Origin of the sequence: Micromonospora sp. DT63 (assembly GCF_049841615.1) — a bacterium.
In the GTDB taxonomy this organism is placed as follows: Bacteria; Actinomycetota; Actinomycetes; order Mycobacteriales; family Micromonosporaceae; genus Micromonospora.
This window is the reverse complement of record NZ_JBNCKQ010000001.1, coordinates 397,946-420,766: the sequence shown is the minus strand read 5'-3', so window position 1 is coordinate 420,766 and position 22,821 is coordinate 397,946. Positions and strand designations below refer to the sequence as shown.

Genomic DNA, 22,821 nt, shown 5'->3' with positions numbered 1-22,821 from the left:
GGGGTGGGCTGAGTGACCGCTCAGCTCACGGATGGGACCGTCCGGCGACGGTGAGGTTTGCCGCGTGCGTGCGATGTGGGCATGTGGGGGTGTCTCACGTCCTCGTCGGAGAGGAAGCAGCGCATGCTTTCCGCACTCGATCGTCGGCACACCGTCGCGCCGCCCGGCTACAGCCGGTGGCTCATTCCCCCGGCGGCGTTGGCCATCCATCTCTGCATCGGCCAGGTCTACGCCACAAGCGTCTACAAGAACTCGTTGATCGCCCACTTCGACACCGGTCAGACCGCGATCGGGGTGATCTTCAGCATCGCGATCGTGATGCTGGGGTTGTCCGCTGCGGTGGCGGGGACGTGGGTGGAGGCGAACGGGCCGCGTAAGGCCATGTTCGTCTCGGCCTGTTTCTGGGCGACGGGCTTTCTGGTCGGGTCGCTGGGCATCGCCACGAAGCAGCTGTGGCTGCTGTATGTGGGTTACGGCCTGCTCGGCGGCATCGGTCTGGGCATCGGGTACATCTCCCCCGTCTCGACGCTGATCAAGTGGTTCCCGGACCGGCCGGGCCTGGCCACCGGTCTGGCGATCATGGGGTTCGGTGGTGGCGCGATGGTGGCCTCTCCCCTGTCGCGTCAGCTCCTGTCGTTCTACGACAGCGGTTACGACCCGTCCAACGCGGGCTCGACGGCCTCGGGCAGCGCGTTGGTGTGGTTGTTCGTGACGCTCGGCCTGGGCTACTTCGTGATCATGATGTTCGGGGTGGCGAACGTTCGGGTGCCGGCCGACGGGTGGCGCCCGGCCGGGTTCGACCCGGCGGCGGTGGCGGCGAAGCCGCTGGTGACCACGGCGAACGTGTCGGCGGCGAACGCGGTGAAGACCCGCTCGTTCTGGCTGCTGTGGGTCGTGCTGTTCTGCAACGTCACGGCCGGCATCGGCATCCTGGAGCAGGCCAGCCCGATGATCCAGGACTTCTTCCGGGACAACGGCACGTCGGCGGTGTCGGTGGCGGCGGCCGGCGGGTTCGTGGGTCTGCTGTCGCTGTTCAACATGGCGGGCCGCTTCGTGTGGTCGTCGACGTCGGACGTCATCGGCCGCAAGCCGATCTACCTGGTGTACCTGGGCGTGGGCATGGTGCTGTACACGCTGCTGGCCGTGTTCGGGCAGACGGCGACGGCGCTGTTCGTGCTGTTCGCCTGCGTGATCCTGTCGTTCTACGGCGGCGGGTTCGCCACCGCGCCGGCGTACCTGCGGGATCTGTTCGGGACGTACCAGGTGGGTGCGATCCACGGGCGGCTGCTGACCGCCTGGTCGGCGGCGGGGATCGCGGGGCCGCTGATCGTGAACGGGTTCCTCGACGCGCAGGGCAAGCCGGGCACGTTGACGGCGGCGGCGTACCGGCCGGCACTGTTCACGATGGTGGGTGTCCTGGCGGTGGGCTTCGTGGCGAACCTGCTGGTGCGGCCGGTGCCGCAGCGCTATCACGAACCGGCGGCGGAGCAGGACGTGGACGGGGACGCGACGGTCGAGAGGAGTGGTACGCGATGAGTGACGACGGTCGGCACGGGCAGCAGGCCCGGTTGTGGATTTCCTGGCTGGTGGTGGCGGTGCTGCTCGGCTACGGGGTCGTGCAGACGGTGATCACGGCGGCGAAGCTGTTCACGCACTGAGCGCGGTGAGCCGGGGCGCGCGCCGCGTCCCGGCTCACAGGCCGCCGGAGACGCGCAGGACCGTGCCGGTGGCGTAGGAGGCGTCCGGGCCGAGCAGCCAGGCGATGGCTGCGGCGATCTCGTCGGGTTCGCCGGCGCGGCCCAACGGGATGCGACCGGCGGCGCTGTCGGCGCGGTCGGGTACGCCGGAGGTGGCGTGGATGTCGGTGCGCACGAGGCCGGGGGCGACGCCGTTGACGCGGATGCCGCGCGGGGCGAGTTCCTTGGCCAGGCCCACGGTGAGGGTGTCGGTGGCGGCCTTCACGGCGGCGTAGTGCACGTACTCCCCCGGGCTGCCGAGGGTCGCGGCGGCGGAGGACACGTTGACGATGGCGCCGCCGTCGGTGAGGCGGCGGGCGGCCTGCTGGGCGCAGAGGACGTACCCGATGAGGTTGACGTCGACGACGTGGCGCAGGTCGTCGACGCGCAACTCGGTGAACGGGCCGATGAGGCTGGTGACGCCGGCGTTGTTGACCAGGCCGGTGAGCGGGCCGAGCTGCGCGGCGGCGTCGAACAGGGCGGCGACCTGGTCGGGGTCGGTGGTGTCGGCGCGTACGGCGATGGCCTGCGCGCCGGCGGCGTGCAGGTCGGCCAGGACGGTCGCGGCTGCGGTGTCGTCGCGGCGGTAGCACAGGGCGAGGTGGTGGCCGGCGGTGGCGAGGCGGCGGGCGGTGGCCGCGCCGATGCCGCGACCGCCGCCGGTGATGACGGTGACGGGTGCCACGATGCCTCCGGGACTGTCGGGTGGGGTGAGCCGACGCTACCGTGACCGGCGCGGGTCAGTCGTCGTAAGGAGGGTCACATGCGGCGGGCGTTGGTGCTCGGTGGTGGCGGGGTGACCGGGGTGGCGTGGGAGTTGGGCCTGCTGGCCGGGTTGGCCGAGCGGGGCGTGGCGGTCACCGAGGCGGATCTGGTGGTGGGCACGTCGGCGGGTTCGGTGGTCGGCGCGCAGGTGCGTTCCGGGGTGCCGCTGCGCCGGTTGTACGAGGAGCAGTTGGCCCCGCCCACGGGCGAGGTGGCGGCGCGGTTGGGGTTCTGGGCGGTGGCGCGGCTGGTGTGGGCCGGTGGTCGTACGCGGGACGCGGCGCGGTCGAGGGCGCGGATCGGGGCGATGGCGGTGGCGGCGCGTACCCCGTCGGAGGCGTCGCGGCGGGCGGTGATCGAGGCCCGCCTGCCGGCGCGGGAGTGGCCGGCGCGGCGGCTGCTGGTGACGGCTGTCGACGCGGCGTCGGGTGAGTTCGTGGTGTTCGACGGCGCCGACGGGGTGTCGTTGGTGGACGCGGTGGGTGCGAGCTGCGCGGTGCCCGGGGTGTGGCCGCCGGTGACGATCGGGGCGCGTCGTTTCGTCGACGGTGGGATGCGCTCGTCGGTGAACGCGGACTTGGCGGCGGGCGCGCGGCGGGTGCTGGTCCTCGCGCCGACGTCGGCGGCGTTCGGGCCGATGCCACGGTTGGCGGCGCAGGTGGCCGAGCTGCGCTCGGGCGGGTCGCAGGTGGTGGTGGTGACGCCGGACGCGGCGGCGCGCGCGGCGATCGGGCGCAACGTGCTGGATCCGGCGCGGCGGGCCGGCGCGGCGCGGGCGGGGTGGGCGCAGGCCGCGACGGTGGCCGACGAGGTGCTGGCGCTCTGGGTCTGATCGCTTACGCTCACCGCGCGTTCGATCGGACAACGGAGGTGCGCGGTGGCGGGTGTGGGTGTCGGCGATGTGGTGCAGGATTTCGAGCTACCGGATGAGACGGGCACGCCGCGGCGGCTGTCGGAGTTCCTGGCGACCGGGCCGGTGGTGCTGTTCTTCTATCCGGCGGCGATGACCCGGGGGTGCACGGCGGAGAGCTGTCACTTCCGGGACCTGGGCGCGGAGTTCACGGCGTTGGGCGCGTCGCGGGTGGGCATCAGTCGGGATCCGGTGGCGAAGCAGGCGGAGTTCTCGACGCTGCACGGTTTCGACTATCCGTTGCTGTCGGACGTCGACGGGACGGTGGCGCAGGCGTTCGGGGTGAAGCGGCGGGTGCCGCTGGGGCCGCTGAGCACGAAGCGGATGACGTTCGTCATCGGCGCCGACCGGCGGGTCATCGAGGTGATCCACAGTGAGGTCAGCATGAACGACCACGCGGACCGGGCGCTGCGGGCGTTGGGCGGCTGAACCCCCTTGCGGCGGCTGTCGCAGCCGACTGGTATCAAGACAGCAATCAAACAGGTGTACGGAAGAGGGTTGTGATGGATGCCGGCCAGGGTTTGTCCACTGACGAGGTGCAGAGCATCCGGGAGGCGTTGGCAGCCGGTCGTAAGCCGCGGGTGGTGTTCACCGCGGCGGCGGGGCAGATCGCCGGTCAGGTCGGCCAGGTGGTCGAGCTGACCGATCCCGAGGTGTCCGACGAGTTCGTGGTGGTGCGGTTCGGTCGTGACGAGTTGCCGTTCTCCCCTGCCGATCTGGCGGTGGCGCCCAAGGGCGCGGGTCGTCGGGTGGCGGAGCCGAAACCGGAGCCCGAGCCGGAGCCGGCGGCGGTGGCCGCGCCGGAGTTCGTGTTGGACACGCCGCGGGTGCCCGCGCCGCGACAGGAGGAGCCGAAGGTGGAGCAGACGGAGAAGCCCACGCCGGCCCGGCGGGCGGTCAAGGCCGCCAAGCCCAAGAGCCCCGCGGGCCTGACGGTGACCCTGGCGTACGCCGACGGCGAGTGGACGGTCGCGGCGCAGCAGGGCAGCAAGGCTCTCGCGAAGCCGTACGTGGTGAAGCCGGCCGAGGCGTTGAAGATGGTGGCGCTGGTGGACGTGCCGGGTGTGCAGGAGGCGGTGGAGCAGATCCTGGGCGCCGAGCGGGCCGAGGCCGAGCAGCAGGCGGAGAAGCTGCGCGCGGAGCTGGCCGAGATCGAGGCCCGGTTGGCGGAGCTGCGCGAGGCGAGCTGAGGCTGTCCGCCGGGGCCAGGGTGGCAGTTGCGGTGTAGGTCACCATGGACCTGGCGGATACCCCAGGGGGTATAGTGGTTACGTGATGCCGGGTACCCCCGGGGGTATGCTGACGGTGGAGGTGGCCTGATGGAGATGAGCCCGGTCCTGCTCAAGGACGCGTTGACCCGGTTGAAGCGGGCGCAGGGACAGCTTGGCGCGGTGATCTCGATGATCGAGAACGGTGAGGACTGCAAGCGGGTACTCACCCAGTTGTCCGCGGTGTCCAGTGCCGTCGACCGGGCCGGCTTCAAGATCATCGCCACGGGGATGCGGGAGTGCCAGAGCGCCCGTGAGCGTGGCGAGGAGCCGCCCATGAGCGAGGAAGAGCTCGAGAAGCTGTTCCTGTCTCTGTCCTGATCCGCCCTCTCGCCTCCCCTGTCGCACGACACGGGGGGCGGGGGCTGGCTTCCCGTCATGGCCGAATCATGCCTTTCGCATACCCCCAGGGGTATTTACGTAACGGAACTTCCCAGTGACTTCTAGTGAGATTTCCGTCGGTCGACTGACGTCAAGCGGCGTCGCCGGCGTGCCGCTCGATCGCCGGGCCGGCCACCCGGTCGAGACCAGTCACTGATCCGCACCTACAAGCGAGGAGATGATGATGACTGAGGTGAGCGTGGAGGTCGTACAGACCTCGTCCCTGGGAGACCGCAGCTACCTGGCCCACGACGGACAGGTCGCGATCGTGGTCGACCCGCAGCGCGACATCGACCGGATCCTGGCTCTCGCGGGCCGGCTCGGTGTGCGGATCACGCACGTCGCCGAAACCCACCTGCACAACGACTACGTCTCCGGCGGCCTGGCCCTGGCGAAGCTGACCGGCGCGCAGTACCTGGTCGCCGCCGACGACGAGGTCGGCTTCAACCGGCGGCCGGTGGCAGACGGCGACGAGATCGGCGTCTCGGCGGCCATGCGGCTGCGGGTGGTGGCCACCCCCGGGCACACCTTCCACCACCTGTCCTACGTGCTCGACGACATCGACGAGCCGGTCGGGGTGTTCACCGGCGGATCGCTGCTGTTCGGCACCACCGGGCGCACCGACCTGCTCGGCAAGCAGCACGCCCACACCCTCGCCGAGCACCAGCACGCCTCCGCCCGCCGGCTGGCGGACCTGCTGCCCGACGGCGCGCAGGTGTGGCCCACCCACGGATTCGGCAGTTTCTGCTCCGCTACCCAGGCCGACGCACCGGAGTCCACGATCGGCCGGGAACGCACCGCCAACCCGGCCCTGCGCCTGGAGACCGACGACTTCGTCCGCGAGACCCTGGCCGGACTCGACGCCTACCCGGCGTACTACGCGCACATGGGCGCCCGCAACACCGCCGGCGCCGACCTGATCGACCTCACCCCGATCGCCGCCGCCGACCCGGCCGAACTCGCGGCCCGGATCGAGGCCGGCGAGTGGGTGGTCGACCTGCGCTCCCGCAAGGCGTTCGCGCACCGGCACCTCACCGGCACCCTGAGCTTCGGCCTGGACGGACCGATGTCCACCTGGCTCGGCTGGATGGCACCGTGGGGCACGCCGATCACCCTGCTCGGCGACAGCGAACAGCAGGTCGCCGACGCCCAACGCGAACTGGCCCGCATCGGCATCGACCGGCCCGCCGCCGCGGCCACCGGCGGCTACGAGCAGTGGGCCGGCGGCGACGAAACCCGCCTCGCCCACCTCACCACCGCCACCTTCGCCGACCTCGCCGCGGCCCGCGCCAGCACCCCGTCGCACGGGCTGCCCGAGGTCGGCGTGCTGCTCGACGTGCGGATGAGCAACGAGTGGCGCACCAACCACATCGACGGCGCCGTGCACATCCCGCTGCCCGACCTGCCCGCCCGGCTCGCCGACGTGCCCCCGGGCACCGTCTGGGTGCACTGCGGCTCCGGCTACCGCGCCGCAGCCGCCACCAGCCTGCTGCAACGCGCAGGCCGCCACGTCGTGCACATCGACGACGCCTACACCGACGCCGCCGGCGCCGGCCTGCCCATCGTCTCCGGCAACTGACACCGAACAGGAGCACGCCACCCCATGCCCACCCCGCCGACCGGCACCCCAGCCGCCCTCGACGTCTCCGCCCTGCGACACCTGCTCGCCACCGGCCACGCGCCACGGCTGATCGACGTGCGCACCCCGGCCGAGTTCGAGACCGCGCACATCCCCGGCTCCTACAACGTGCCCCTCGATCTGCTGCGCGAGCACCGCGCCGAACTGCGCGACCACCTCGACGAGGAGGTCGTGCTGGTGTGCCGCTCCGGGCAGCGCGCCGGCCAGGCCGAACAAGCGCTGGCCGGGGCGGGTCTGCCGAACCTGCGAGTGCTCACCGGCGGCATCACCGCCTGGCAGGGCGCCCACGCACCAGTCACCACCGGCACCCCGCGCTGGGACCTGGAACGCCAGGTCCGCCTCGTCGCCGGCAGCATCGTGCTGCTCGCCGTGCTCGCCAGCACACTGTTCGCCCCGCTGAAGTGGGTGGCCGCGTTCATCGGTGCCGGGCTGACGGTCGCCGCGCTGACCAACACCTGCGCCATGGGCATGATGCTGGCCAAACTGCCGTACAACCGGGGCCCGCGCACCGACCTCGACCAGGTCGTCACCGCGTTGACCGGCGATCGGCGGTAGCCGTCGTGCCAGGTCACCCCACCCGCCTCCGACCGTCGGGTGCGGGCCGGCCGATCCGGAGCCGGCGGTGATCGCCGCCATCGGGTTCGGCACGCTCATCGGGATCCTGCTCGGCCTGCTCGGCGGCGGCGGCTCGATCCTCGCCGTACCCGCCCTCGTCTACGGCACCGGCCTGCCCCTCGCCGTGGCCGTACCCACCTCCCTGCTGGTGGTCGGCGTCTCCGCGGCCGCCGCCCTGCTCCCGCGGCTGCGGGCCGGCCTCGTCCGGTGGCGCATCGCCGGCATCGTCGGCGGCGCCGGCGCCGCCGCCGCGTTCGGCGGCGCCGCGATCAACCGGCTGCTCGAACCCCGCCTGGTCCTGATCGGCTTCGCCGCCCTGATGGTGCTCGCCGGATGGCGGATGCTGGCCGGCACCGGCGACGCCGGCGGCGACTGCGCCCTGCCCGACGGCGGCATCAACTGGCGCGGCTGCCTTCCGAAGTCCGTCGCCGCCGGCCTCGGGGTCGGCTTCCTCACCGGCCTGTTCGGGGTCGGCGGCGGCTTTCTCATCATCCCCGCCCTGGTGCTGCTGCTCGGCCTGAGCATGCCCGCCGCGACCGCCACCTCACTGGTCGTCATCGTGGTCAACTCCGCCGCCGGGTTCGCAGCCCACGCCGGCGACGCGACCATCGACTACCGCATCGCCGCGGCGTTCACCCTCGCCGCCATCACCGGCTCCCTCGCCGCCGGGCGCATCGCGCCCCGGCTGTCCACCCGGTGGCTGCACCACGCCTTCGCCTGGCTCGTCTTCGCCATCGCCGCCTTCGTCGCCATCCAGGCAGTCATCAATCCCGTCACCGCCTGACCGGCCGCAGCACAGCTACCCGGATCACGACCCCCTGGCAGCGGCCATGGGTCGTCCGTCGCCGGGCCGCTGCGCCGAAGGCCGCCCTACGCGTGTGCCACGGTGCCGTCGGTCTGGAAACGACGGCTGGGCCGGTGGGGGTGGGCCGGGCGTGGCGGTGTCGGGGTCAGTGGCCGCCGTGGTGCTCGAGCAGTCGGGTGAGCAGGCGGGTCAGCTGGTCGCGCTCGGCGCTGGTCAGGGGTGCCAGCAGGTCGTCCTGGACGCGGGCGACGGTGTCGGCCATCCGGTGGGCTTCGTCGGCGCCGGCCTCGGTGAGGCTGATGACGTTGCGGCGGCGGTCGTCCGGGTCGGGGGCGCGTACCACGAGGCCCCGGGCGGCCAGGTCGTTGACGGCGGCCACCACGTCGCTGCGGTCGATGCCGCAGCGGCGTCCCAGGTCGGCTTGGCTCGCGGGTCCGCTCTCGGCCAGCGCGGCGAGGAGCCGGTAGTGGTAGCCGCGCAGGTCGTGCGTGGCGAAGCCGGCGCTGATGAGCCGGCCGGCGTGGGTGGCGACCTGGTTGAGCAGCCAGCTCGGGGTGGTCCGCAGCCCGGCGGGTGACTGCGGGGCGGTGGCGTCCATGGCGGCAGCCTACCAGTAATCGTTGGCACGACCCACGAATCGTGTTACGTTGGCTTCACCAACGTTGGTGAAGCCAACGTTTCAAAGGAGGCATCGTGTCCACTCTCAACGGTCAGGTCATCGGCCAGGCCCACTTCGCCACCCGGGCCCTGCTCGAACGCGCCGTCGCGCCCCTGGGCGTCGACTTCGGCCAGGTCCTCACGCTCAACGCCCTCGCCGCCGGCCCCGTCGCCCGCACGCGTCTCGTGCAGCGCATCGCCACCACCCGCAAGGTCGACGAGTCCGCCGTGCACGAGATGATCGCCAGCCTCGTCGACGCCGACCTGGCGCGGCTCGACGACACCGCCGACGACCCGCAGGTGCGGCTCACCGACGCCGGCCACGCCGCGCAGGCCCACGTCGCCGACGCCGTCGGGGGCATCACCGCCCGGCTGTACGGGGACCTCCCGGCCGCCGAGGCCGACGCCGCCGCCCGCGTCCTCACGCTCATCACCGAGCGGGCCAACGCCGAACTGGCGGGCATCGCCTGACGCCGAAAAGCGGTGCCGCGCGGGCGGTCAGAAGTAGTCGAGCAGCTGCGCCGGACCGCCAGCGCCCAACAGGTCCAGGGCCGCCGGATCGACACCGCCGGGGTGGTGCAGCAGACCGGCCTGCGCGACCGAGCGGGCGTGCGCCGCCCCGGCGTACAGCAGCGCGAACCCGCGGACGTCCAGCCGCAGGTCCGCCTCGCCGTCGATCCGGGTCAGCTCGGCGGCGCCGTCGGCGACAGCCAACCGCCATGCGCCGGTGTTCCAGTCGGCGAGCGGGTCGGTGAGGTGAAAGTCGACGGCGCCCCGGACATGGGCGGGCCAGCCCCGCGCGCTCACCGCGCGGGCCACGTCCACCGGCCGGTGCATCCACAGGTCCCGCTCGTGATCGCGGGCCGCCTCCAACGGCAGGTGGGCGCTGACGGCGTCGCCGTCGAGCGGGCACAGCCGCAGCGTCGGCGCGACGCTGGCCCAACTGCCCAGCACACCGACGAGTTCCCGGGCCGCGTCGGCGGTGACGGCCAGGGCCTCGTCGACGGTGAGCACCGAGTCGGCGCCGTAGCCGCGGCCCCGCTGCCAGGTGGCGTAGCCGACCAGGTCGCCATCGGCCTCGACGAGGGTCACACCGTCGCCGGGCAGCTCCCCCGTGGCGTTGAAGTGGTCGTACAGCTTCCCCTGGCGCGTCAGCATGCCGTTGCGGTGCCGGGTGACCCGCTCGTACAGGTCGGCGACGGCGGCCAGGTCGGCGGGCGTGCCGGCCCGCACGCTCAGGTGGGCGGCGGGCCGGTGCCGGGGCAGCGCGGCGGTGGCGAGGTTGACGGTGCGCAGCACCCCGGCGGCCTCCCAGCCGCAGGAGCGGTAGGGGGCGGCGATGGTCGGGTACAGGGCGCTGACCGCCGCGCCGCGTTCGTGGGCGCCGGCCAGCAGGGCGGTGAGCAGGGCACGGGCCACGCCCCGGCCCCGGGCCTCGGGGGCGACAGCCACCCCGGCGACGTCGGCCGCCGGTACGGCCCGACCGGACCACCACTGGTCGTGGTGCAGGTCGACGGCCTTGCCGACGAGGCGACCGGCGTCGTCGAACGCGCCGTGGCGGGTCATGCCGGGCACCACGACGCTCGTACTGGCGGGACGCTCCGGGTTGCCGCCGAACGCGAACCGGCTCAACTCCCAGGCGGCGTCGAGGTCGTCGGTGGTGAGTTCACGCACGTGCACAGTGGCGGGCATCGGGACAACCTAGCGGCACGGGTCCGCGCGGACCGCCGATTTTCCGGCACCGGCCGCGCGGCCGGCGTCGATCACGGAGTTGTGGTGGGTGACGAAGCTGCCTTCACTGCCCAAGTCGGGCACCACTACTTCATGATCGACGCCGGCGGTGTGCGCCTCGGCCGGTCAGTGCTGCGGGATGTTGGCCACCCCGATGCGCTTGCGGAACACCCAGTACGTCCACCCCTGGTAGGCCAGCACGATCGGGGTGAAGATCACCGCCACCCACGTCATGATCTTCAGGGTGTACGGGGTGGAGGCGGCGTTGGTGGTGGTCAGCGTGCCCGCCGCGTCCAGCGTGGACGGCATGACGTTCGGGAACAACGCCGCAAACAGGGTCGCCACGGCCAGGCCGATCGCCACCGCGGTGCCGGTGAAGGCCCAGCCCTCCCGGCGTACCCGGGCGGCGGCCAGAGCGCCGAGCAGGGCGAGGGCCGCGCCGACGGCGAGCACGACGGCGGCCGCGCTGGAGCGGATGCTCAACGTCCAGACCAGGAACCCGACCGCGAGCACCGCGGCGCCCGCGCCCAGGCGCACCGCGAGGGCGCCCGCGCGCTCGCGGATGTCGCCGGTGGTCTTGAGAGCGAGGAACACCGCGCCGTGGGTGAGGAACAGCGCGAGGGTGGTCGCGCCACCCAGCAGGGCGTACGGGTTGAGCAGGTCCAGCAGGCCGCCGACGTACTCGTGGTCGGCGTCCAGCGGCACGCCGCGCAGGATGTTGGCGAAGGCGACGCCCCACAGGATCGCCGGCACGAGCGACCCGACCACGATCGCGGTGTCCCAGCGGCGCTTCCAGGACGCCTCGGGACGCTTGTGCCGGTACTCGAAGGCCACGCCCCGGGCGATCAGGGCCAGCAGGATCAGCAGCAGCGGCAGGTAGAAGCCGGAGAAGAGGGTGGCGTACCACTCGGGGAAGGCGGCGAACATGGCGCCGCCGGCGGTGATCAACCAGACCTCGTTGCCGTCCCAGACCGGGCCGATGGTGTTGATCAGGACGCGGCGCTCCCGGTCGTCACGGCCGAGCACGGGCAGCAGCATGCCGACGCCGAAGTCGAAGCCCTCCAGGATGAAGTAGCCGGTGAACAGCACGGCGACGAGGAGAAACCAGATGGTGGTCAGGTCCACGATGGGCTCCGGGATCAGTAGGCGAAGGCGAGCGGGCGCTCGGCGTCGTCATGGGTGTCGTCGATGGGGTGCTCCTCGTTGACGTCGGGCACTCCGGCCCTGGCGTAGCGCAGCAGCAACTTGACCTCGATCACCGCGAGGGTGGCGTAGATCAGCGTGAAGGCGGTGAACGAGGTGAGCACCTCGGCCAGCGAGACGCTGCGGGACACGCCGTTGCGGGTGAGCATCTCGCCGAACACGATCCACGGCTGGCGGCCCATCTCGGTGAAGATCCAGCCGAAGGAGTTGGCCAGCAGCGGCAGCACCGGCATGGCCAGTCCGGCGCGCAGCAGCCACTTGCTGCTCGGGGTGCGGCCCTTGCGCTGGCTCCAGAGCACCAGCAGGGCGATCGCGGCGGCCGCCATCCCGAAGGCGATCATGAAGCGGAAGCTCCAGTAGGTGACCGGGATGATCGGGGTGTAGCTGCCCGCGCCGTACTGGGTGGCGTACTGGGCCTGCAGGTCGTTGATGCCGTGCACGGTGCCGTTCGGGTCGCCGGTGCCCAGGTACGACAGCAGGTACGGGATCTTGAGGGCGAACACCTCGCGGCTGCCGTCGAGGCTGCCGATGGTGAGTACGGAGAACGAGGCGGGGCTCTCGGTGGTGTAGAGGCCCTCGGCGGCGGCCATCTTCATCGGCTGCACGTCCGTCATGATCTTGCCCTGGATGTCGCCGGTGAACAGCACGGCGGCGGAGGCGACCAGGACGACCCAGGAGCCGAACTTGGTGGCGAAGCGGTACGCGCCGGTGTCGGCGGAGTCGCGGTTGCGGATCACGTGGTACAGGCCGACCGCCACGACCAGCGACCCGGCGACCAGGAATGAGCCGGCCAGGGTGTGCGGAAAGGTGATCAGGGCGACCTTGTTGGTCAAAACGGCCGGGAAGTCGGTCAGCTCGGCACGCCCGCTGTCCGGGTTGATCCGGAAGCCGACCGGGTTCTGCATGAACGAGTTCGCCGCGAGGATGAAGTACGCGGACAGGTTGGTGCCGATCGCGGCGGCCCAGATGCTGGCCAGGTGGGCGCGCTTGGGCAGCCGGTCCCAGCCGAAGATCCACAGGCCGATGAAGGTGGATTCGAGGAAGAAGGCGACAAGCGCCTCGATCGCGAGGGGGGCGCCGAAGATGTCGCCGACGAAGCGGGAGTAGTCGCTCCAGTTCATGCCGAACTGGAACTCCTGCACGATGCCCGTGACCACGCCCATCGCGAAGTTGATCAGGAAGAGCTTGCCGTAGAACTTGGTGAGCTTGAGGTAGCGCTCGTTGCCGGTGCGGTGCCACATCGTCTGCAGGATGGCCACCAGCACGGACAGGCCGATGGTCAGCGGCACGAAGAGAAAGTGGTAGACGGTCGTGACACCGAACTGCCACCGGGCGACGTCCAACGCGTCCACCTGTTACCCCCAGCTATGCGTACTACGAGACGTAGTAAATACTACTGCTCGTCGTAGAGAATGCGGCAGGGCCGGGCGGCCCAAAGCGGCCCGGGACCAATGACCCTGATCACCCCGGGCATCCGGCCGACCCGCCCGCGCCACCGGGCCGTCGCGTGCGACGATGGCGCGCTGATGAACACCGCGTACTCCCCCTGGCAGCCGCCACTGATCTGGCGTGCGGCCCTCGTGCTGGCCCGCGTCCTGGTCGGCCTGCTCGCCCGCCTCGAGGTCACCGGCGACGTCCCCGCGCACCTGCGCCGCGGCCCGCTCGTGCTGGCCGCCAACCACATCAGCCCGTTCGACCCCGTGGTGATGATCGCCGCCTGCCAGAACCGCGGCGTCGCCCCACGGATCATGGCGACCGCCGGACTGTTCCGCGCCCCGGTGCTCGGAGCCGCCATGCGCCACGCCGGGCACATCCGGGTCGACCGGGGCACCAGCGCCGTGCACCGGGCCCTCGACGACGCCGCCACCGCCGTGGCGGCGGGCTCGGTGATCCTCATCTACCCCGAGGGACGCATCGGCCTGGACCCCGGCATGTGGCCCGAACGCGGCAAGACCGGTGTCGCCCGACTCGCCCTGGCCTGTGGCGCCCCCGTCATCCCGGTGGCCCAGTGGGGCGCGCACGAGGTGCTGCCCTACCGGGCGCCCAAGGGAATGCTGCGCGGCGTCGCCCGCGCGCTGTGGCGCCGCCCGGTGATCCGGGTGCACTTCGGCACGCCCGTCGACCTGGGCGAGGTGAGCGCCGTGAACCCCGGTGCCGCCCGCCGGGCCACCGACCGGATCATCGACGCGCTCACCGACGCCCTCGCGCCGCTGCGCCCCGACGAACCCGACCTGCCTCGGCACGTCGACCCCGGCCGCCCGAGCGACCCCAGTCGCGCGCACCGCCGCCGGTTGGGCTGAGCGCGGCGTCGTCGACGCGGCCATGCACTGTGACGCCTGACAATTTGAGCGATTGTCGGAAACTTGTCTACGATGTCTACCGTGGACACGCTGGAACTGCTGCACGAGAACCCGAAGCACAATGCCGTCCTGGAGGCGGCGGTCGCCGTGTTCGGACGGTTCGGATTCCAGAAGGCCTCCATGGAGGCGGTCGCCAGAGCCGCCGGCATCTCCCGACCCGGCCTCTACCTGATGTTCCCCAACAAGGAGCAGTTGTACCGCGCCACCATGCAGGGCGTCCTGGAGCGGGCCCAGCGGGCCATGCAAGCGCGCCTGGCCGACCAGTCGCTGAGCTTCGACGAGCGGATCGTGGCGGGAATCGACGCGCTGATGGGCCCGTACATCGAAAACCCGGTGGCCCGCGACCTCAACGAACTGCTGGAGAACAGCCGGTCCCAACTGGGCTCGATGCTCGACGACTACGAGAGCAAGGCACAGGCCACGCTGAGCGCCTACATTGCCGAACACGCCCCACCCGGCCTGCTCGAGGCCGACCTCACCGCGCACGACGTGATGGACCTGCTGCTGTCCGCCGCGATCACCTGGAAGGCGACCTCCAGCAGCCGGGACCAGTACCGCGACCGGATCCGCCGCAGCCTGCGACTGATCCACCGCCCGGCGCGCTGAGCGCTGGCGCGGGGCCGGACGACCACCGACCGACGAATGTCGCCGGCAGGCCACCGCAAGTCCACCGGCGGCAGGCATACTGCCTCGCGTGCTGAACCGATTCGGCTTCCTGGACGCGCCCGCGCCGCTGGCGTTCGCCCACCGCGGCGGCGCGGCCGACGGCGACGAGAACACCACCGAGGCGTTCGCCCGGGCCATCGGGCTGGGCTACCGGTACGTGGAGACCGACGTGCACGCCACCGCCGACGGCGTCGCGGTGATCTTCCACGACCCGACGCTTGAGCGCGTCACCGGCGAGCCGGGGCGCATCGCCGAGATGAGCTGGGCCGACCTCGCCTCGGTACGCGTCGGCGGCGCGGCCGTCGTACCCCGGCTCGACGAGGTGCTGGGCGCCTGGCCGCAGGTCCGCTTCAACATCGACGTCAAGGCCGACGGCGGCGTCGCGCCGACGGTCGCGACGGTGACCCGGGCAGGCGCCGCCGACCGGGTGCTGCTCGCCTCGTTCAGCGACGCCCGCCTGATGCGGCTGCGGGCTCTGACCGAGGGCCGTGTCGCCACCAGCCTCGGCATGCGCGGCGTGGCCCGGCTGCGGCTCGCCTCCCTGCACGGAAGGCCACTGCGACTGCCGCCGTCGGTGGTCGCCGCGCAGGTGCCACCCCGTTACGGGCGGGTGCCGGTGGTGGACCGCCGTTTCCTCGACTACTGCCACCGACTCGGCCTGCAGGTGCACGTCTGGACGATCGACGAACCCGACCAGATGCACGACTTACTGGATCGTGGTGTGGATGGCATCATGACCGATCACGTCGGCGTGCTGCGCGACGTCTACCGCAGCCGCGGCCACTGGGCCGCCTGAGCGTCGAAGGACCTTCGATGGCCGAGACCGTGACCCCCACGGTGGACGACACCCCGCCCCCGGCGAGCACCCGCCGGGAGCGGCGCGGCTGGTACATCTACGACTGGGCGAACTCGGCGTTCCAGACCACGGTGATCACCGTGTTCCTCGGCCCGTTCCTGACCACCGTCGCCGAGCTGGCCGCCGGCTGCGAGCTGGGCGCGGACACCTGCGACGGGTACGTGCACCCGCTGGGCATCCGGGTGGCGGCCGGGTCCTACTACCCGTACCTGATCTCGCTGTCGGTGTTCCTGACCGTGTTCGTGCTGCCGGTCATCGGGGCGATCGCCGACCGGTCCGCGCACAAGAAGCGGCTGCTCGGCGGTGCCGCGTTCACCGGTGCCGCCGCGACCATCGCGATGGCCTTCGTCACCGGCGACCGCTACCTGCTCGGCGGGGCGCTGTTCCTGGTCGCCAACATCTCCTTCGGCGCCGCGATCGTGGTCTACAACTCGTTCCTGCCGCAGCTCGGCGGCCCCGACGAACGCGACGGCATCTCCAGCCGCGGCTGGGCGCTGGGCTACCTGGGCGGTGGCGTGCTGCTGGCGCTGAACCTGGTCGCGGTCACCCTGCTCAGCGAGGACGACAACCCGCAGCGCACCCTGGACCTGGCCCGCTGGTCGATCGTCTCCGCAGGGGTGTGGTGGGCGGTGTTCACGCTGGTGCCGCTGCGGTGGCTGCGCGAACGCCCCAGCGCGGCGGCCCTGGTGGCGCGCGGCAACGTGCTCACCGACGGGTTCCGGCAGCTCGGCCACACCCTGCGCGAGGTCAAGGCGTACCCGCTGACGTTGTTCTTCCTGCTCGCGTTCCTGGTCTACAACGACGGCATCCAGACCGTCATCACCCTCGCCAGCCAGTACGGCACCGAGGAGCTGCGCCTGGAGCAGGGCACCCTGATCGTCACGATCCTGCTGGTGCAGTTCCTCGCCTTCGGGGGCGCGTTGGGCCTCGGCGCCCTGGCCCGGCGCATCGGCGCGTGGAAGACCGTGCTGCTGAGCCTGGTGCTGTGGACCGGTGTGATCCTCGGCGCGTTCCGGCTGCCGGCCGAGGCGCCGGTGCCGTTCATGATCCTCGGCGCGGCCATCGGCCTGGTCCTGGGCGGCAGCCAGGCGCTGAGCCGTTCGCTGTTCAGCCAGCTCATCCCCACCGGCAAGGAGGGCGAGTACTACGGCTTCTACGAGATCAGCGACAAGGGCACCAGCTGGCTCGGCCCGCTCGCGTTCGGCCTGGTGTTCCAGCTCACCGCCTCGTACCGGGTGGGCCTGGTCTCACTGCTGATCTTCTTCGTGGTCGGGTTCCTGCTCCTGGCCGCCGTGCCGATCCGGCGGGCCATCGTCGCCGCCGGCAACACCCCACCCCGGGTGCTCTGAGCACCCGTCCCGCACCGGACAGATCCGGGTCGGTCGATCGGCTAGGCTGCCCGACCGTGACTCACGACGCCGCTGCCGCACCGACCTGCCTGGCCCACCCGTTCCCCGGCCAGCCGCACGCTCCGGCGGGGTGCGCGGCGGCGCGGGGGCTCGACGGGCGGCCGGTGCACGCGGCGGCGTTGAAGTTCTTCTGGGGGCCGATGGACTGCGGCAAGTCCACCATGGCGTTGCAGATGAACTACAACCACGCCCGGCAGGGCCGGCGCGGGCTGGTCACCACCCGCATCGACAGGTCGCTGGGCCCGCAGGTCACCACCCGCATCGGCCTGGCCCACGAGGCCATCGAGGTCACCGACGACCTGGACCTGCGGGCTCTCGTGCGGGGCCGGTGGGCCGACGGGGTACGCGTCGACTACCTGATCTGCGACGAGGCCTGCTTCTACACCGTGGAGCACGTCGAGCAGATGGCCGAGCTGGTGGACAGCTACGACGTGGACGTGTTCGCGTTCGGCCTCGCCACCGACTTCCGGTCCCGCGTGTTCCCCGCCGCGCAGCGCCTGTTCGAGCTGGCCGACGAGGTGGCCCGCATCCAGGTCGAGGTGCTGTGCTGGTGCGGCCGGGAGGGGCTGCTCAACGCGCGCGTCGTGGACGGGCGGGTGGTGCGCGAGGGCGCGCAGGTCGTCATCGGCGACACCGTGGAGACCGCCGACGTGCGCTACCAGGTGCTGTGCCGCCGGCACTACCGCAGCGGTGACCTCGGCCCCCGCGACTGAGACGCCCGCCGACCCGACATCCAGTCGGCCACGATCACCGCGACGGTGACCAGCAGCGCCGCGCCGGCGGCCACCGCGACCTGCGTGCCCAGCGCGACCGCTGCGGGGATCAACGCGAGCAGCACCAGCGTCGCCGTGACCCGGCCCGCCACCCCGGCGAAGCCCAGCACCATCTGGTAGGCGGCGTGCCCAGCCAGGAACAACGCCGGGCCGCCGAGGACGACAAGCGCGTCCGCCCACCCGAGGGCGTGACCGGGGGCGTGCAGCAGCCGTTCGTCGCCGACCGCGGTGACCACGATGCCGCCCACCATCACCGGGTGCAGGTAGTTGAACACCAGCCGCGACAGTCGCCCGGCCCGCTCACCCGCATCGGCCAGGGCCCGCATGACGGCGTCCGCCCGGTCGAAGTACACCCACCACAGGGCCACCGACCCGGCGAAGGCGAGCAGGAACGCGAAGACGCCCACCCGGTCCAGGCGCTGCGTCAGCGTCCCCCCGGTGACGAGGATCGACTCCCCCAGCGCGATGAGGACGAACGCCTGACAGCGCTCGGCGAGGTGCCCACCCTCCACCTGCCAGCGTTCGGGGGTGCTGCGGCCCAGACCGGGCACCGGGAACCCGGTCGCCAGCCCGAGCGCGTCGACGGCGATCACGCCGATCCAGATCAGCTCCCGGGCCGGGCTCTGCGTCAGGCCGCCGACGAGGGCCAACACTCCGGTGGCGGTGATCCAGACGACGCACTGGCGGAAACTGTCACTGACCCACCGTTGACCACGGATGGCCCACATGGCGAAGAGCGTCCGACCGATCTGCACCGCCGCGTACGCGCCGGCGAAGAGCAGTCCGTCGCCACCGAACGCGGTGGGCAGCGCCGCCGCGAGCAGCAGACTGCCCAGCGTCACCACCAGCAGCGTGGCGCGTACCGGCGCCCGGTCCGGGCGCAGCCAGTTGCCCATCCAGACGGTGTAGATCCAGACCAGCCAGACGATGCCCAGCAACACCGCGGTACGTCCGACGCCCGGCCAGTCGAGGTGCTCGCTGAGGTACCGGGACAACTGGGTGATCGTGAAGACGTAGACCAGGTCGAAGAAGAGTTCGGTGGACGTGGTCCGCTCCACACCGCGACGCGGCCGCAGCAACCGCGGGTGGACCGGCCCGGAGCGGGTCACGGCGCAGCCCGCCGTACCCGGAGCCGGTCGGCGATGATCACGGCGACGGTCACCGCCACCGCCGCCGTGGCGCACGCCGCGACGGGCGCCGCCAGGGCCACACCGACAGGTATCGCGGCCAGCAGCACCAGCACCGCGGCGATCCGGCTGCTCGGCACCGCCCGCCACAGCACCGCCTTGTAGGCGGCGTGCCCGGTGAGAAACAGCGCCGGGCCGCCCAGGGTGAACAGCGCGTCGACGGTGGTGGCCGCCGCGCCGGGGGCGTGCAGCAGCCGCTCGTCGCCCGCCGAGGTGACGACGATGCCGGCGACCATCACCGGGTGCAGGTAGTTGAACGCGAGCCGACTCAGCGCCCCGGTACGCGTGCCGGCGCGGGCGATGACCTCCGTCGCGGCCGAGGCCGACCGGGCGAAGTACACCCACCACAGCGCCACCGAACCCGCGAACGCCACCACGAACGCCCCCGACGTCACCAGGTCCACGTGCGACGTGAGGGTGCTGCCGGTGACCAGGATCGATTCGCCGAGCGCGATCAGGACGAACGCCGCGCAGCGTTCGGCCAGGTGCCCACCCTCCACCATCCACCGCTCGGGGCGGCTGCGTTCCCGCCCTGGCAGCGGGTAGCCGATCGACAGGCCGACGACATCGAGCACGATCACCGCCGCCCACACCACCTCCCGGGCCGGGGTGTCCACCAGGCCGCCGACCACCACGAGCACCGACGTGGCGCCGATCCACGGCAGCGACTTCTGGAACCCGTCGACCAACCACGGGCTGCCCTGCGTCGCCCACAACGCGAACATGGTCCGGCCCACCTGCACGCTCACGTAGACCACCGCGAAGAGCAGGCCGGTCCCGGCGAACGCCTGCGGGATCGCCGCCGACAGCAGCAGGCTGCCGAGCGTCACCCCGATCAGCATCGCCCGCACCGGGCCCTGGTCCGGTTGCAGCCAGTTGGTCACCCAGGTGGTGTAGACCCAGACGAACCAGACCAGCGCCAGCAGCAGCGCGGTACGGGCGGCGCCACGCCAGTCCGGGTGCTCGATCAGGTAGTGCGACACCTGCGTGATCGTGAAGATGAAGACCAGGTCGAAGAACAGCTCGGTCGAGGTGGTCGGCTCGACCCCCTGCCGCCCGCGCAGCAACCTGGGATGCGTCAGGTCGGCGACCGGCGGCTCAGAAGGGGTCACCGCACACCCGCCAGTCGCCGTTCTCACGGACCACCGGCAGGCGCCGTTCCTCAGTGATGCCGCCGTCGCGGGTCAACCGCACCGTCACCGTGCCGCGCGGTCGCCCGCCCTTGGTGGCCACCGACACGTCGGTGATCTCGTAGTCGGTCACCATCGGTGGCGTCCGCACCCAACTGGTGAACCCGATGGCGCTCCACCGGGTCCGCGCGTCCGAGCAGAGCTTCTCGTACGCCTGGTCGCTGTCGCCGAGGGTCACCTCGCTCAGGAAACCGTCGGCGGTCTCCCGGATCGGGCCGGCGGCCTGCCGCACCGTCTGCAGGTTCCACGCCCCCAGCCCGGCCACCCCGACGCAGCACAGCGCCATGCCGAACCCGGCGAACGCCAGCCCGGTGCGCATCGGGCGGTGCCGCCGGGCCGGTCGGCTCCACGACTGGCCGGCACCCACGACTACCGACCGTAGAGAACACCGTCGCGGTGAGGCAGGACAAGCGGGAAACTGGGTGTGCTCGAGGCACTGTTCGCGGCGGTGACGCATCGTCTACCGTCGGCGCACACCCCCAGCAGCGCCAGGAGTCGATCGATGAGCCGCTTCGTGCAGCCGGTACCACCCCCCGCCGACCCGTACGCCGGGGACGCCCTGCTGCGATCCTGGCTGGAGCGTCACCTCGGCCCGGCCGGACACGCGGCCGCCAAGAGTCGCCTCGCCGACCTGGCCGCCGAGGTCACCGGGCCGCTGCGCGCGGCGCACGCCGACGCCGAGGCGCACCCGCCGACGCTGGTCCGCTACGACCCGTGGGGCGCGCGGATCGACCGGATCGAGGTGTCCGCCGGCTGGCAGGCGCAGCGGGCCGCCGCCGCCCGGCACGCCGTGGTGGCGCTGCCCTACCTGCCCGACGCACGGGGCACCTGGGGCGCCGCCGCACGGGTCGTGCAACACGCGCTGCTGCACCTGTACGGGCCGGAGTCGGCGACGTTCTCCTGCCCGGTGGCGATGGCCGACGGGGCGGCGGCGCTGCTCAGCATGCCGGACGTCGACGCCGGGATCCGCGACGCGTGGCTGCCCCGGCTGATCTCCACGGACCCGGCCACGGCGATCACCAGTGGGCAGTGGATGACCGAGGCGCAGGGCGGCTCGGACCTGGGCCGATCGAGCACGGTGGGCCGGCCGGCGGCGGACGGGTCCTGGCGGCTGACCGGCGAGAAGTGGTTCTGCTCCGCCGCCGACGCGGCGATGGCTGTCGCGCTGGCCCGCCCCGACGGCGCCGGGCGGGGCAGCCGGGTGCTCGCCCCGTTCCTCGTCCCCCGGTACGCGGTCGACTCGCCGCTGGCCATCGGCGCGGCGCCGGACGCGCCCGCCCCCGGCGTGACAGTGCACCGGCTCAAGGACAAGCTCGGCACCCGGGCGCTGCCGACCGCCGAGATCGGCCTGCACGACGCGTACGCGCTGCCGTTGGGTGACCCGGCGGTGCCCGGCCTGGTCCGGGCGATGACCCTGGTCGTGGTGACCCGGGTGCACAACGCCGCCGCCGCGGCCGGCGGTATGCGACGGGGCCTCGCCTACGCCCGCGCGTACGCCGACGCGCGGCACGTGGCGGGCGGCGCGTTGGCGTCCTCGCCGTTGCACCGCGCCACGCTGGGCACCCTCGCGGTCGACGCGGCGGGCGCGTTCGCCCTCGCGGGACACGCGTTCGCGCTGCTCGGGCGGGTCGAGGTCGGCGCCGACCCGGAGGCTGCGGCGGAGCTGCGCATCGTGGCGCCACTGGCGAAGCTGGCCACCGGTCGGCTCGCCGTCAGCTCGGCCAGTGAGTACGTGGAGAGCTTCGGCGGCGCGGGCTACGTGGAGGACACCGGCGTGCCCCGGCTGCTGCGCGACGCGCAGGTGCTGCCGATCTGGGAGGGCACCACAAACGTGCTGGCCCTGGACGTGCTGCGCGCGCTGAGCCGCGAGGACGCCGGGACGCCCCTGCTGAGCCGCCTCGGCGCCGCCGTCGACCTGGCCCGGCCGCTGTCGCCCGCGCTGGCCGACACCCTCGCCGGGGCCGCCGGGCAGCTGCGCGACACCATCGCGGCGGTGACGGCCGACCCGGGCGCGGCGGCGGTGCTCGCGGGCGCCCGCGGCCTGGCGCTGCGCCTGGCGTACGCGCTGACCGCCGCCCTGCTCGTGGAGCACGCCGCGTGGGGTGACGAGCAGGCGGAGCTGGCCGCCCGGCTGTGGGCGCGGCGGTGGCTGCGGCACGAGGACATCGCCGAGGACGCCCACCACCACCTGGACCTGCTCTGCTGAGCGTCGCCAGGCCTAAATCGAGGAACCGCCGACGTACCTGACACTGGTTGGCAGGTACGTCGGCGCAGACTGCCGGCATGACAACAACCGCCGACCTCGCGATGGTCAACCTGGACAGCTCCGACCCGGCCGCGCACGCCGCCTTCTACCACCGGGCGTTGGGCTGGGAGATCACCCACAGCCAAGCCGAGTACGCCATGATCAGCGGCGGTGGCGCCTCCATCGGTTTCGGCCTGGTCGAGGGCTACCAGCCGCCGTCCTGGCCGGACCCGACCGGGCAGAAGCGCTACCACCTGGACCTCTACGTCGACGACCTGGCCGTGGCCGAGAAGGAGTTCGTCGCCGCCGGCGCGTCGAAGCCGGAGTTCCAACCCGGCGGCGACAAGTGGGTGGTGCTCCTGGACCCGATCGGGCAGCCGTTCTGCATCTGCCCCCGCCCGCAGAGCTGAGCCGCGGGCGCGGCT

General features: G+C 72.3%; 25 protein-coding genes. 17 read left to right on the top strand and 8 right to left on the bottom strand.

Translation table 11 applies throughout. The annotated features are described in order from the left end of the window. Positions 1-123 precede the first annotated feature (123 nt). Complete coding sequence (locus ACLQ27_RS02020) at positions 124-1,536, top strand: OFA family MFS transporter (protein ID WP_357575846.1); 1,413 nt, start codon at positions 124-126, stop codon at positions 1,534-1,536. Beyond that, complete coding sequence (locus ACLQ27_RS02015; protein ID WP_255473694.1) at positions 1,533-1,658, top strand: MFS transporter small subunit; 126 nt, start codon at positions 1,533-1,535, stop codon at positions 1,656-1,658. Before ACLQ27_RS02020 ends, ACLQ27_RS02015 begins: the two co-directional genes overlap by 4 nt. Positions 1,659-1,692: 34 nt before the next feature. On the opposite strand, the gene ACLQ27_RS02010 is transcribed toward ACLQ27_RS02015, so the two are convergent. Continuing rightward, positions 1,693-2,421 (bottom strand): SDR family oxidoreductase, encoded by a 729-nt coding sequence (locus ACLQ27_RS02010; RefSeq protein WP_357575845.1) that lies wholly within the window; start codon positions 2,419-2,421, stop codon positions 1,693-1,695. A 78-nt stretch (positions 2,422-2,499) separates the two neighbouring features. On the opposite strand from ACLQ27_RS02010, the gene ACLQ27_RS02005 reads away from it, so the two are divergent. From ACLQ27_RS02005 to ACLQ27_RS01975, 7 genes are all read left to right on the top strand, one after another. Then, positions 2,500-3,333: a patatin-like phospholipase family protein gene (locus ACLQ27_RS02005; protein WP_357490515.1), complete on the top strand. Its 834-nt coding sequence runs from the start codon at positions 2,500-2,502 to the stop codon at positions 3,331-3,333. A 45-nt stretch (positions 3,334-3,378) separates the two neighbouring features. Then, on the top strand, positions 3,379-3,840 hold the full coding sequence (locus ACLQ27_RS02000; protein ID WP_357490514.1) for a peroxiredoxin: 462 nt from the start codon (positions 3,379-3,381) through the stop codon (positions 3,838-3,840). A 74-nt stretch (positions 3,841-3,914) separates the two neighbouring features. Continuing rightward, a complete protein-coding gene (locus ACLQ27_RS01995; protein WP_357490512.1) occupies positions 3,915-4,601 on the top strand; it encodes a hypothetical protein in 687 nt (228 codons plus the stop codon). Positions 4,602-4,730: 129 nt separating this feature from the next. Further along, positions 4,731-5,000 (top strand): metal-sensitive transcriptional regulator, encoded by a 270-nt coding sequence (locus tag ACLQ27_RS01990; RefSeq protein WP_234586242.1) that lies wholly within the window; start codon positions 4,731-4,733, stop codon positions 4,998-5,000. A 241-nt stretch (positions 5,001-5,241) separates the two neighbouring features. Then, positions 5,242-6,639 (top strand): MBL fold metallo-hydrolase, encoded by a 1,398-nt coding sequence (locus ACLQ27_RS01985; protein ID WP_425865930.1) that lies wholly within the window; start codon positions 5,242-5,244, stop codon positions 6,637-6,639. Positions 6,640-6,663: 24 nt separating this feature from the next. Next, positions 6,664-7,254, top strand: a complete 591-nt coding sequence (locus ACLQ27_RS01980) for a rhodanese-like domain-containing protein (RefSeq protein ID WP_357490509.1) — start codon at positions 6,664-6,666, stop codon at positions 7,252-7,254. 67 nt (positions 7,255-7,321) lie between these two features. Next, the gene (locus tag ACLQ27_RS01975; RefSeq protein WP_425865406.1) at positions 7,322-8,098 is read left to right on the top strand and encodes a sulfite exporter TauE/SafE family protein; all 777 of its coding nucleotides are present in this window, start codon (positions 7,322-7,324) and stop codon (positions 8,096-8,098) included. A gap of 166 nt (positions 8,099-8,264) precedes the next feature. Here the strand turns inward: ACLQ27_RS01975 and ACLQ27_RS01970 are convergent, their stop codons facing one another. Then, a complete protein-coding gene (locus ACLQ27_RS01970; protein ID WP_357490506.1) occupies positions 8,265-8,717 on the bottom strand; it encodes a MarR family winged helix-turn-helix transcriptional regulator in 453 nt (150 codons plus the stop codon). Positions 8,718-8,812: 95 nt separating this feature from the next. Here ACLQ27_RS01970 and ACLQ27_RS01965 point away from each other — a divergent pair, with 95 nt between their 5' ends. Next, a complete protein-coding gene (locus ACLQ27_RS01965; RefSeq protein ID WP_357490504.1) occupies positions 8,813-9,247 on the top strand; it encodes a hypothetical protein in 435 nt (144 codons plus the stop codon). A 27-nt stretch (positions 9,248-9,274) separates the two neighbouring features. Here the strand turns inward: ACLQ27_RS01965 and ACLQ27_RS01960 are convergent, their stop codons facing one another. The 3 genes from ACLQ27_RS01960 to ACLQ27_RS01950 form a co-directional block, all read right to left on the bottom strand. Further along, positions 9,275-10,468: a GNAT family N-acetyltransferase gene (locus tag ACLQ27_RS01960; protein WP_357490503.1), complete on the bottom strand. Its 1,194-nt coding sequence runs from the start codon at positions 10,466-10,468 to the stop codon at positions 9,275-9,277. Positions 10,469-10,633: 165 nt separating this feature from the next. Beyond that, positions 10,634-11,632 (bottom strand): cytochrome d ubiquinol oxidase subunit II, encoded by a 999-nt coding sequence (gene cydB, locus ACLQ27_RS01955; RefSeq protein ID WP_357490502.1) that lies wholly within the window; start codon positions 11,630-11,632, stop codon positions 10,634-10,636. Between the two features lie 14 nt (positions 11,633-11,646). After that, positions 11,647-13,062, bottom strand: coding sequence for a cytochrome ubiquinol oxidase subunit I (locus ACLQ27_RS01950; RefSeq protein WP_357575840.1), 1,416 nt, complete (start codon positions 13,060-13,062; stop codon positions 11,647-11,649). Positions 13,063-13,236: 174 nt separating this feature from the next. Between ACLQ27_RS01950 and ACLQ27_RS01945 the strand changes: the two genes are divergently transcribed. The 5 genes from ACLQ27_RS01945 to ACLQ27_RS01925 all read left to right on the top strand — a co-directional run bounded on the left by ACLQ27_RS01945 (position 13,237) and on the right by ACLQ27_RS01925 (position 17,714). After that, a complete protein-coding gene (locus ACLQ27_RS01945) occupies positions 13,237-14,010 on the top strand; it encodes a lysophospholipid acyltransferase family protein (protein ID WP_425865929.1) in 774 nt (257 codons plus the stop codon). Positions 14,011-14,091: 81 nt separating this feature from the next. Beyond that, entirely contained in the window at positions 14,092-14,676 is a 585-nt protein-coding gene (locus ACLQ27_RS01940) for a TetR/AcrR family transcriptional regulator (protein WP_357490500.1), read from the top strand. A gap of 88 nt (positions 14,677-14,764) precedes the next feature. After that, positions 14,765-15,532: a glycerophosphodiester phosphodiesterase gene (locus ACLQ27_RS01935; protein WP_234586267.1), complete on the top strand. Its 768-nt coding sequence runs from the start codon at positions 14,765-14,767 to the stop codon at positions 15,530-15,532. A gap of 17 nt (positions 15,533-15,549) precedes the next feature. Then, positions 15,550-16,941 carry an MFS transporter gene (locus ACLQ27_RS01930; RefSeq protein ID WP_425865405.1) on the top strand — a complete coding sequence of 464 codons (1,392 nt, stop codon included), beginning with the start codon at positions 15,550-15,552 and terminating at the stop codon, positions 16,939-16,941. 56 nt (positions 16,942-16,997) lie between these two features. Continuing rightward, positions 16,998-17,714 (top strand): thymidine kinase, encoded by a 717-nt coding sequence (locus ACLQ27_RS01925; RefSeq protein ID WP_425865404.1) that lies wholly within the window; start codon positions 16,998-17,000, stop codon positions 17,712-17,714. Here ACLQ27_RS01925 and ACLQ27_RS01920 read toward each other — a convergent pair. The 3 genes from ACLQ27_RS01920 to ACLQ27_RS01910 are packed head-to-tail and all read right to left on the bottom strand — an operon-like array spanning position 17,681 to position 20,518. Next, the gene (locus ACLQ27_RS01920) at positions 17,681-18,832 is read right to left on the bottom strand and encodes a low temperature requirement protein A (protein WP_357490497.1); all 1,152 of its coding nucleotides are present in this window, start codon (positions 18,830-18,832) and stop codon (positions 17,681-17,683) included. The two genes, ACLQ27_RS01925 and ACLQ27_RS01920, sit on opposite strands and share 34 nt — an antisense overlap. A gap of 47 nt (positions 18,833-18,879) precedes the next feature. Beyond that, positions 18,880-20,073 (bottom strand): low temperature requirement protein A, encoded by a 1,194-nt coding sequence (locus tag ACLQ27_RS01915; RefSeq protein ID WP_425865403.1) that lies wholly within the window; start codon positions 20,071-20,073, stop codon positions 18,880-18,882. Further along, complete coding sequence (locus ACLQ27_RS01910) at positions 20,060-20,518, bottom strand: hypothetical protein (RefSeq protein ID WP_425865402.1); 459 nt, start codon at positions 20,516-20,518, stop codon at positions 20,060-20,062. Before ACLQ27_RS01910 ends, ACLQ27_RS01915 begins: the two co-directional genes overlap by 14 nt. Before the next feature lie 135 nt (positions 20,519-20,653). Here ACLQ27_RS01910 and ACLQ27_RS01905 point away from each other — a divergent pair, with 135 nt between their 5' ends. Together ACLQ27_RS01905 and ACLQ27_RS01900 are read left to right on the top strand one after the other, a co-directional pair. Continuing rightward, positions 20,654-22,357 (top strand): acyl-CoA dehydrogenase family protein, encoded by a 1,704-nt coding sequence (locus tag ACLQ27_RS01905; protein ID WP_425865401.1) that lies wholly within the window; start codon positions 20,654-20,656, stop codon positions 22,355-22,357. A 77-nt stretch (positions 22,358-22,434) separates the two neighbouring features. Further along, positions 22,435-22,806 (top strand): VOC family protein, encoded by a 372-nt coding sequence (locus tag ACLQ27_RS01900; protein ID WP_357490491.1) that lies wholly within the window; start codon positions 22,435-22,437, stop codon positions 22,804-22,806. Positions 22,807-22,821 lie beyond the last annotated feature (15 nt).

Bases quoted from the DNA above. Each gene is read 5' to 3' on its own strand.
- ACLQ27_RS02020 (WP_357575846.1), top strand. From the start codon at position 124: ATGCTTTCCGCACTCGATCGTCGGCACACCGTCGCGCCGCCCGGCTAC.
- ACLQ27_RS02015 (WP_255473694.1), top strand. From the start codon at position 1,533: ATGAGTGACGACGGTCGGCACGGGCAGCAGGCCCGGTTGTGGATTTCC.
- ACLQ27_RS02005 (WP_357490515.1), top strand. From the start codon at position 2,500: ATGCGGCGGGCGTTGGTGCTCGGTGGTGGCGGGGTGACCGGGGTGGCG.
- ACLQ27_RS01995 (WP_357490512.1), top strand. From the start codon at position 3,915: ATGGATGCCGGCCAGGGTTTGTCCACTGACGAGGTGCAGAGCATCCGG.
- ACLQ27_RS01990 (WP_234586242.1), top strand. From the start codon at position 4,731: ATGGAGATGAGCCCGGTCCTGCTCAAGGACGCGTTGACCCGGTTGAAG.
- ACLQ27_RS01985 (WP_425865930.1), top strand. From the start codon at position 5,242: ATGATGACTGAGGTGAGCGTGGAGGTCGTACAGACCTCGTCCCTGGGA.
- ACLQ27_RS01980 (WP_357490509.1), top strand. From the start codon at position 6,664: ATGCCCACCCCGCCGACCGGCACCCCAGCCGCCCTCGACGTCTCCGCC.
- ACLQ27_RS01970 (WP_357490506.1), bottom strand. From the start codon at position 8,717: ATGGACGCCACCGCCCCGCAGTCACCCGCCGGGCTGCGGACCACCCCG.
- ACLQ27_RS01960 (WP_357490503.1), bottom strand. From the start codon at position 10,468: ATGCCCGCCACTGTGCACGTGCGTGAACTCACCACCGACGACCTCGAC.
- ACLQ27_RS01945 (WP_425865929.1), top strand. From the start codon at position 13,237: ATGAACACCGCGTACTCCCCCTGGCAGCCGCCACTGATCTGGCGTGCG.
- ACLQ27_RS01930 (WP_425865405.1), top strand. From the start codon at position 15,550: ATGGCCGAGACCGTGACCCCCACGGTGGACGACACCCCGCCCCCGGCG.
- ACLQ27_RS01905 (WP_425865401.1), top strand. From the start codon at position 20,654: ATGAGCCGCTTCGTGCAGCCGGTACCACCCCCCGCCGACCCGTACGCC.
- ACLQ27_RS01900 (WP_357490491.1), top strand. From the start codon at position 22,435: ATGACAACAACCGCCGACCTCGCGATGGTCAACCTGGACAGCTCCGAC.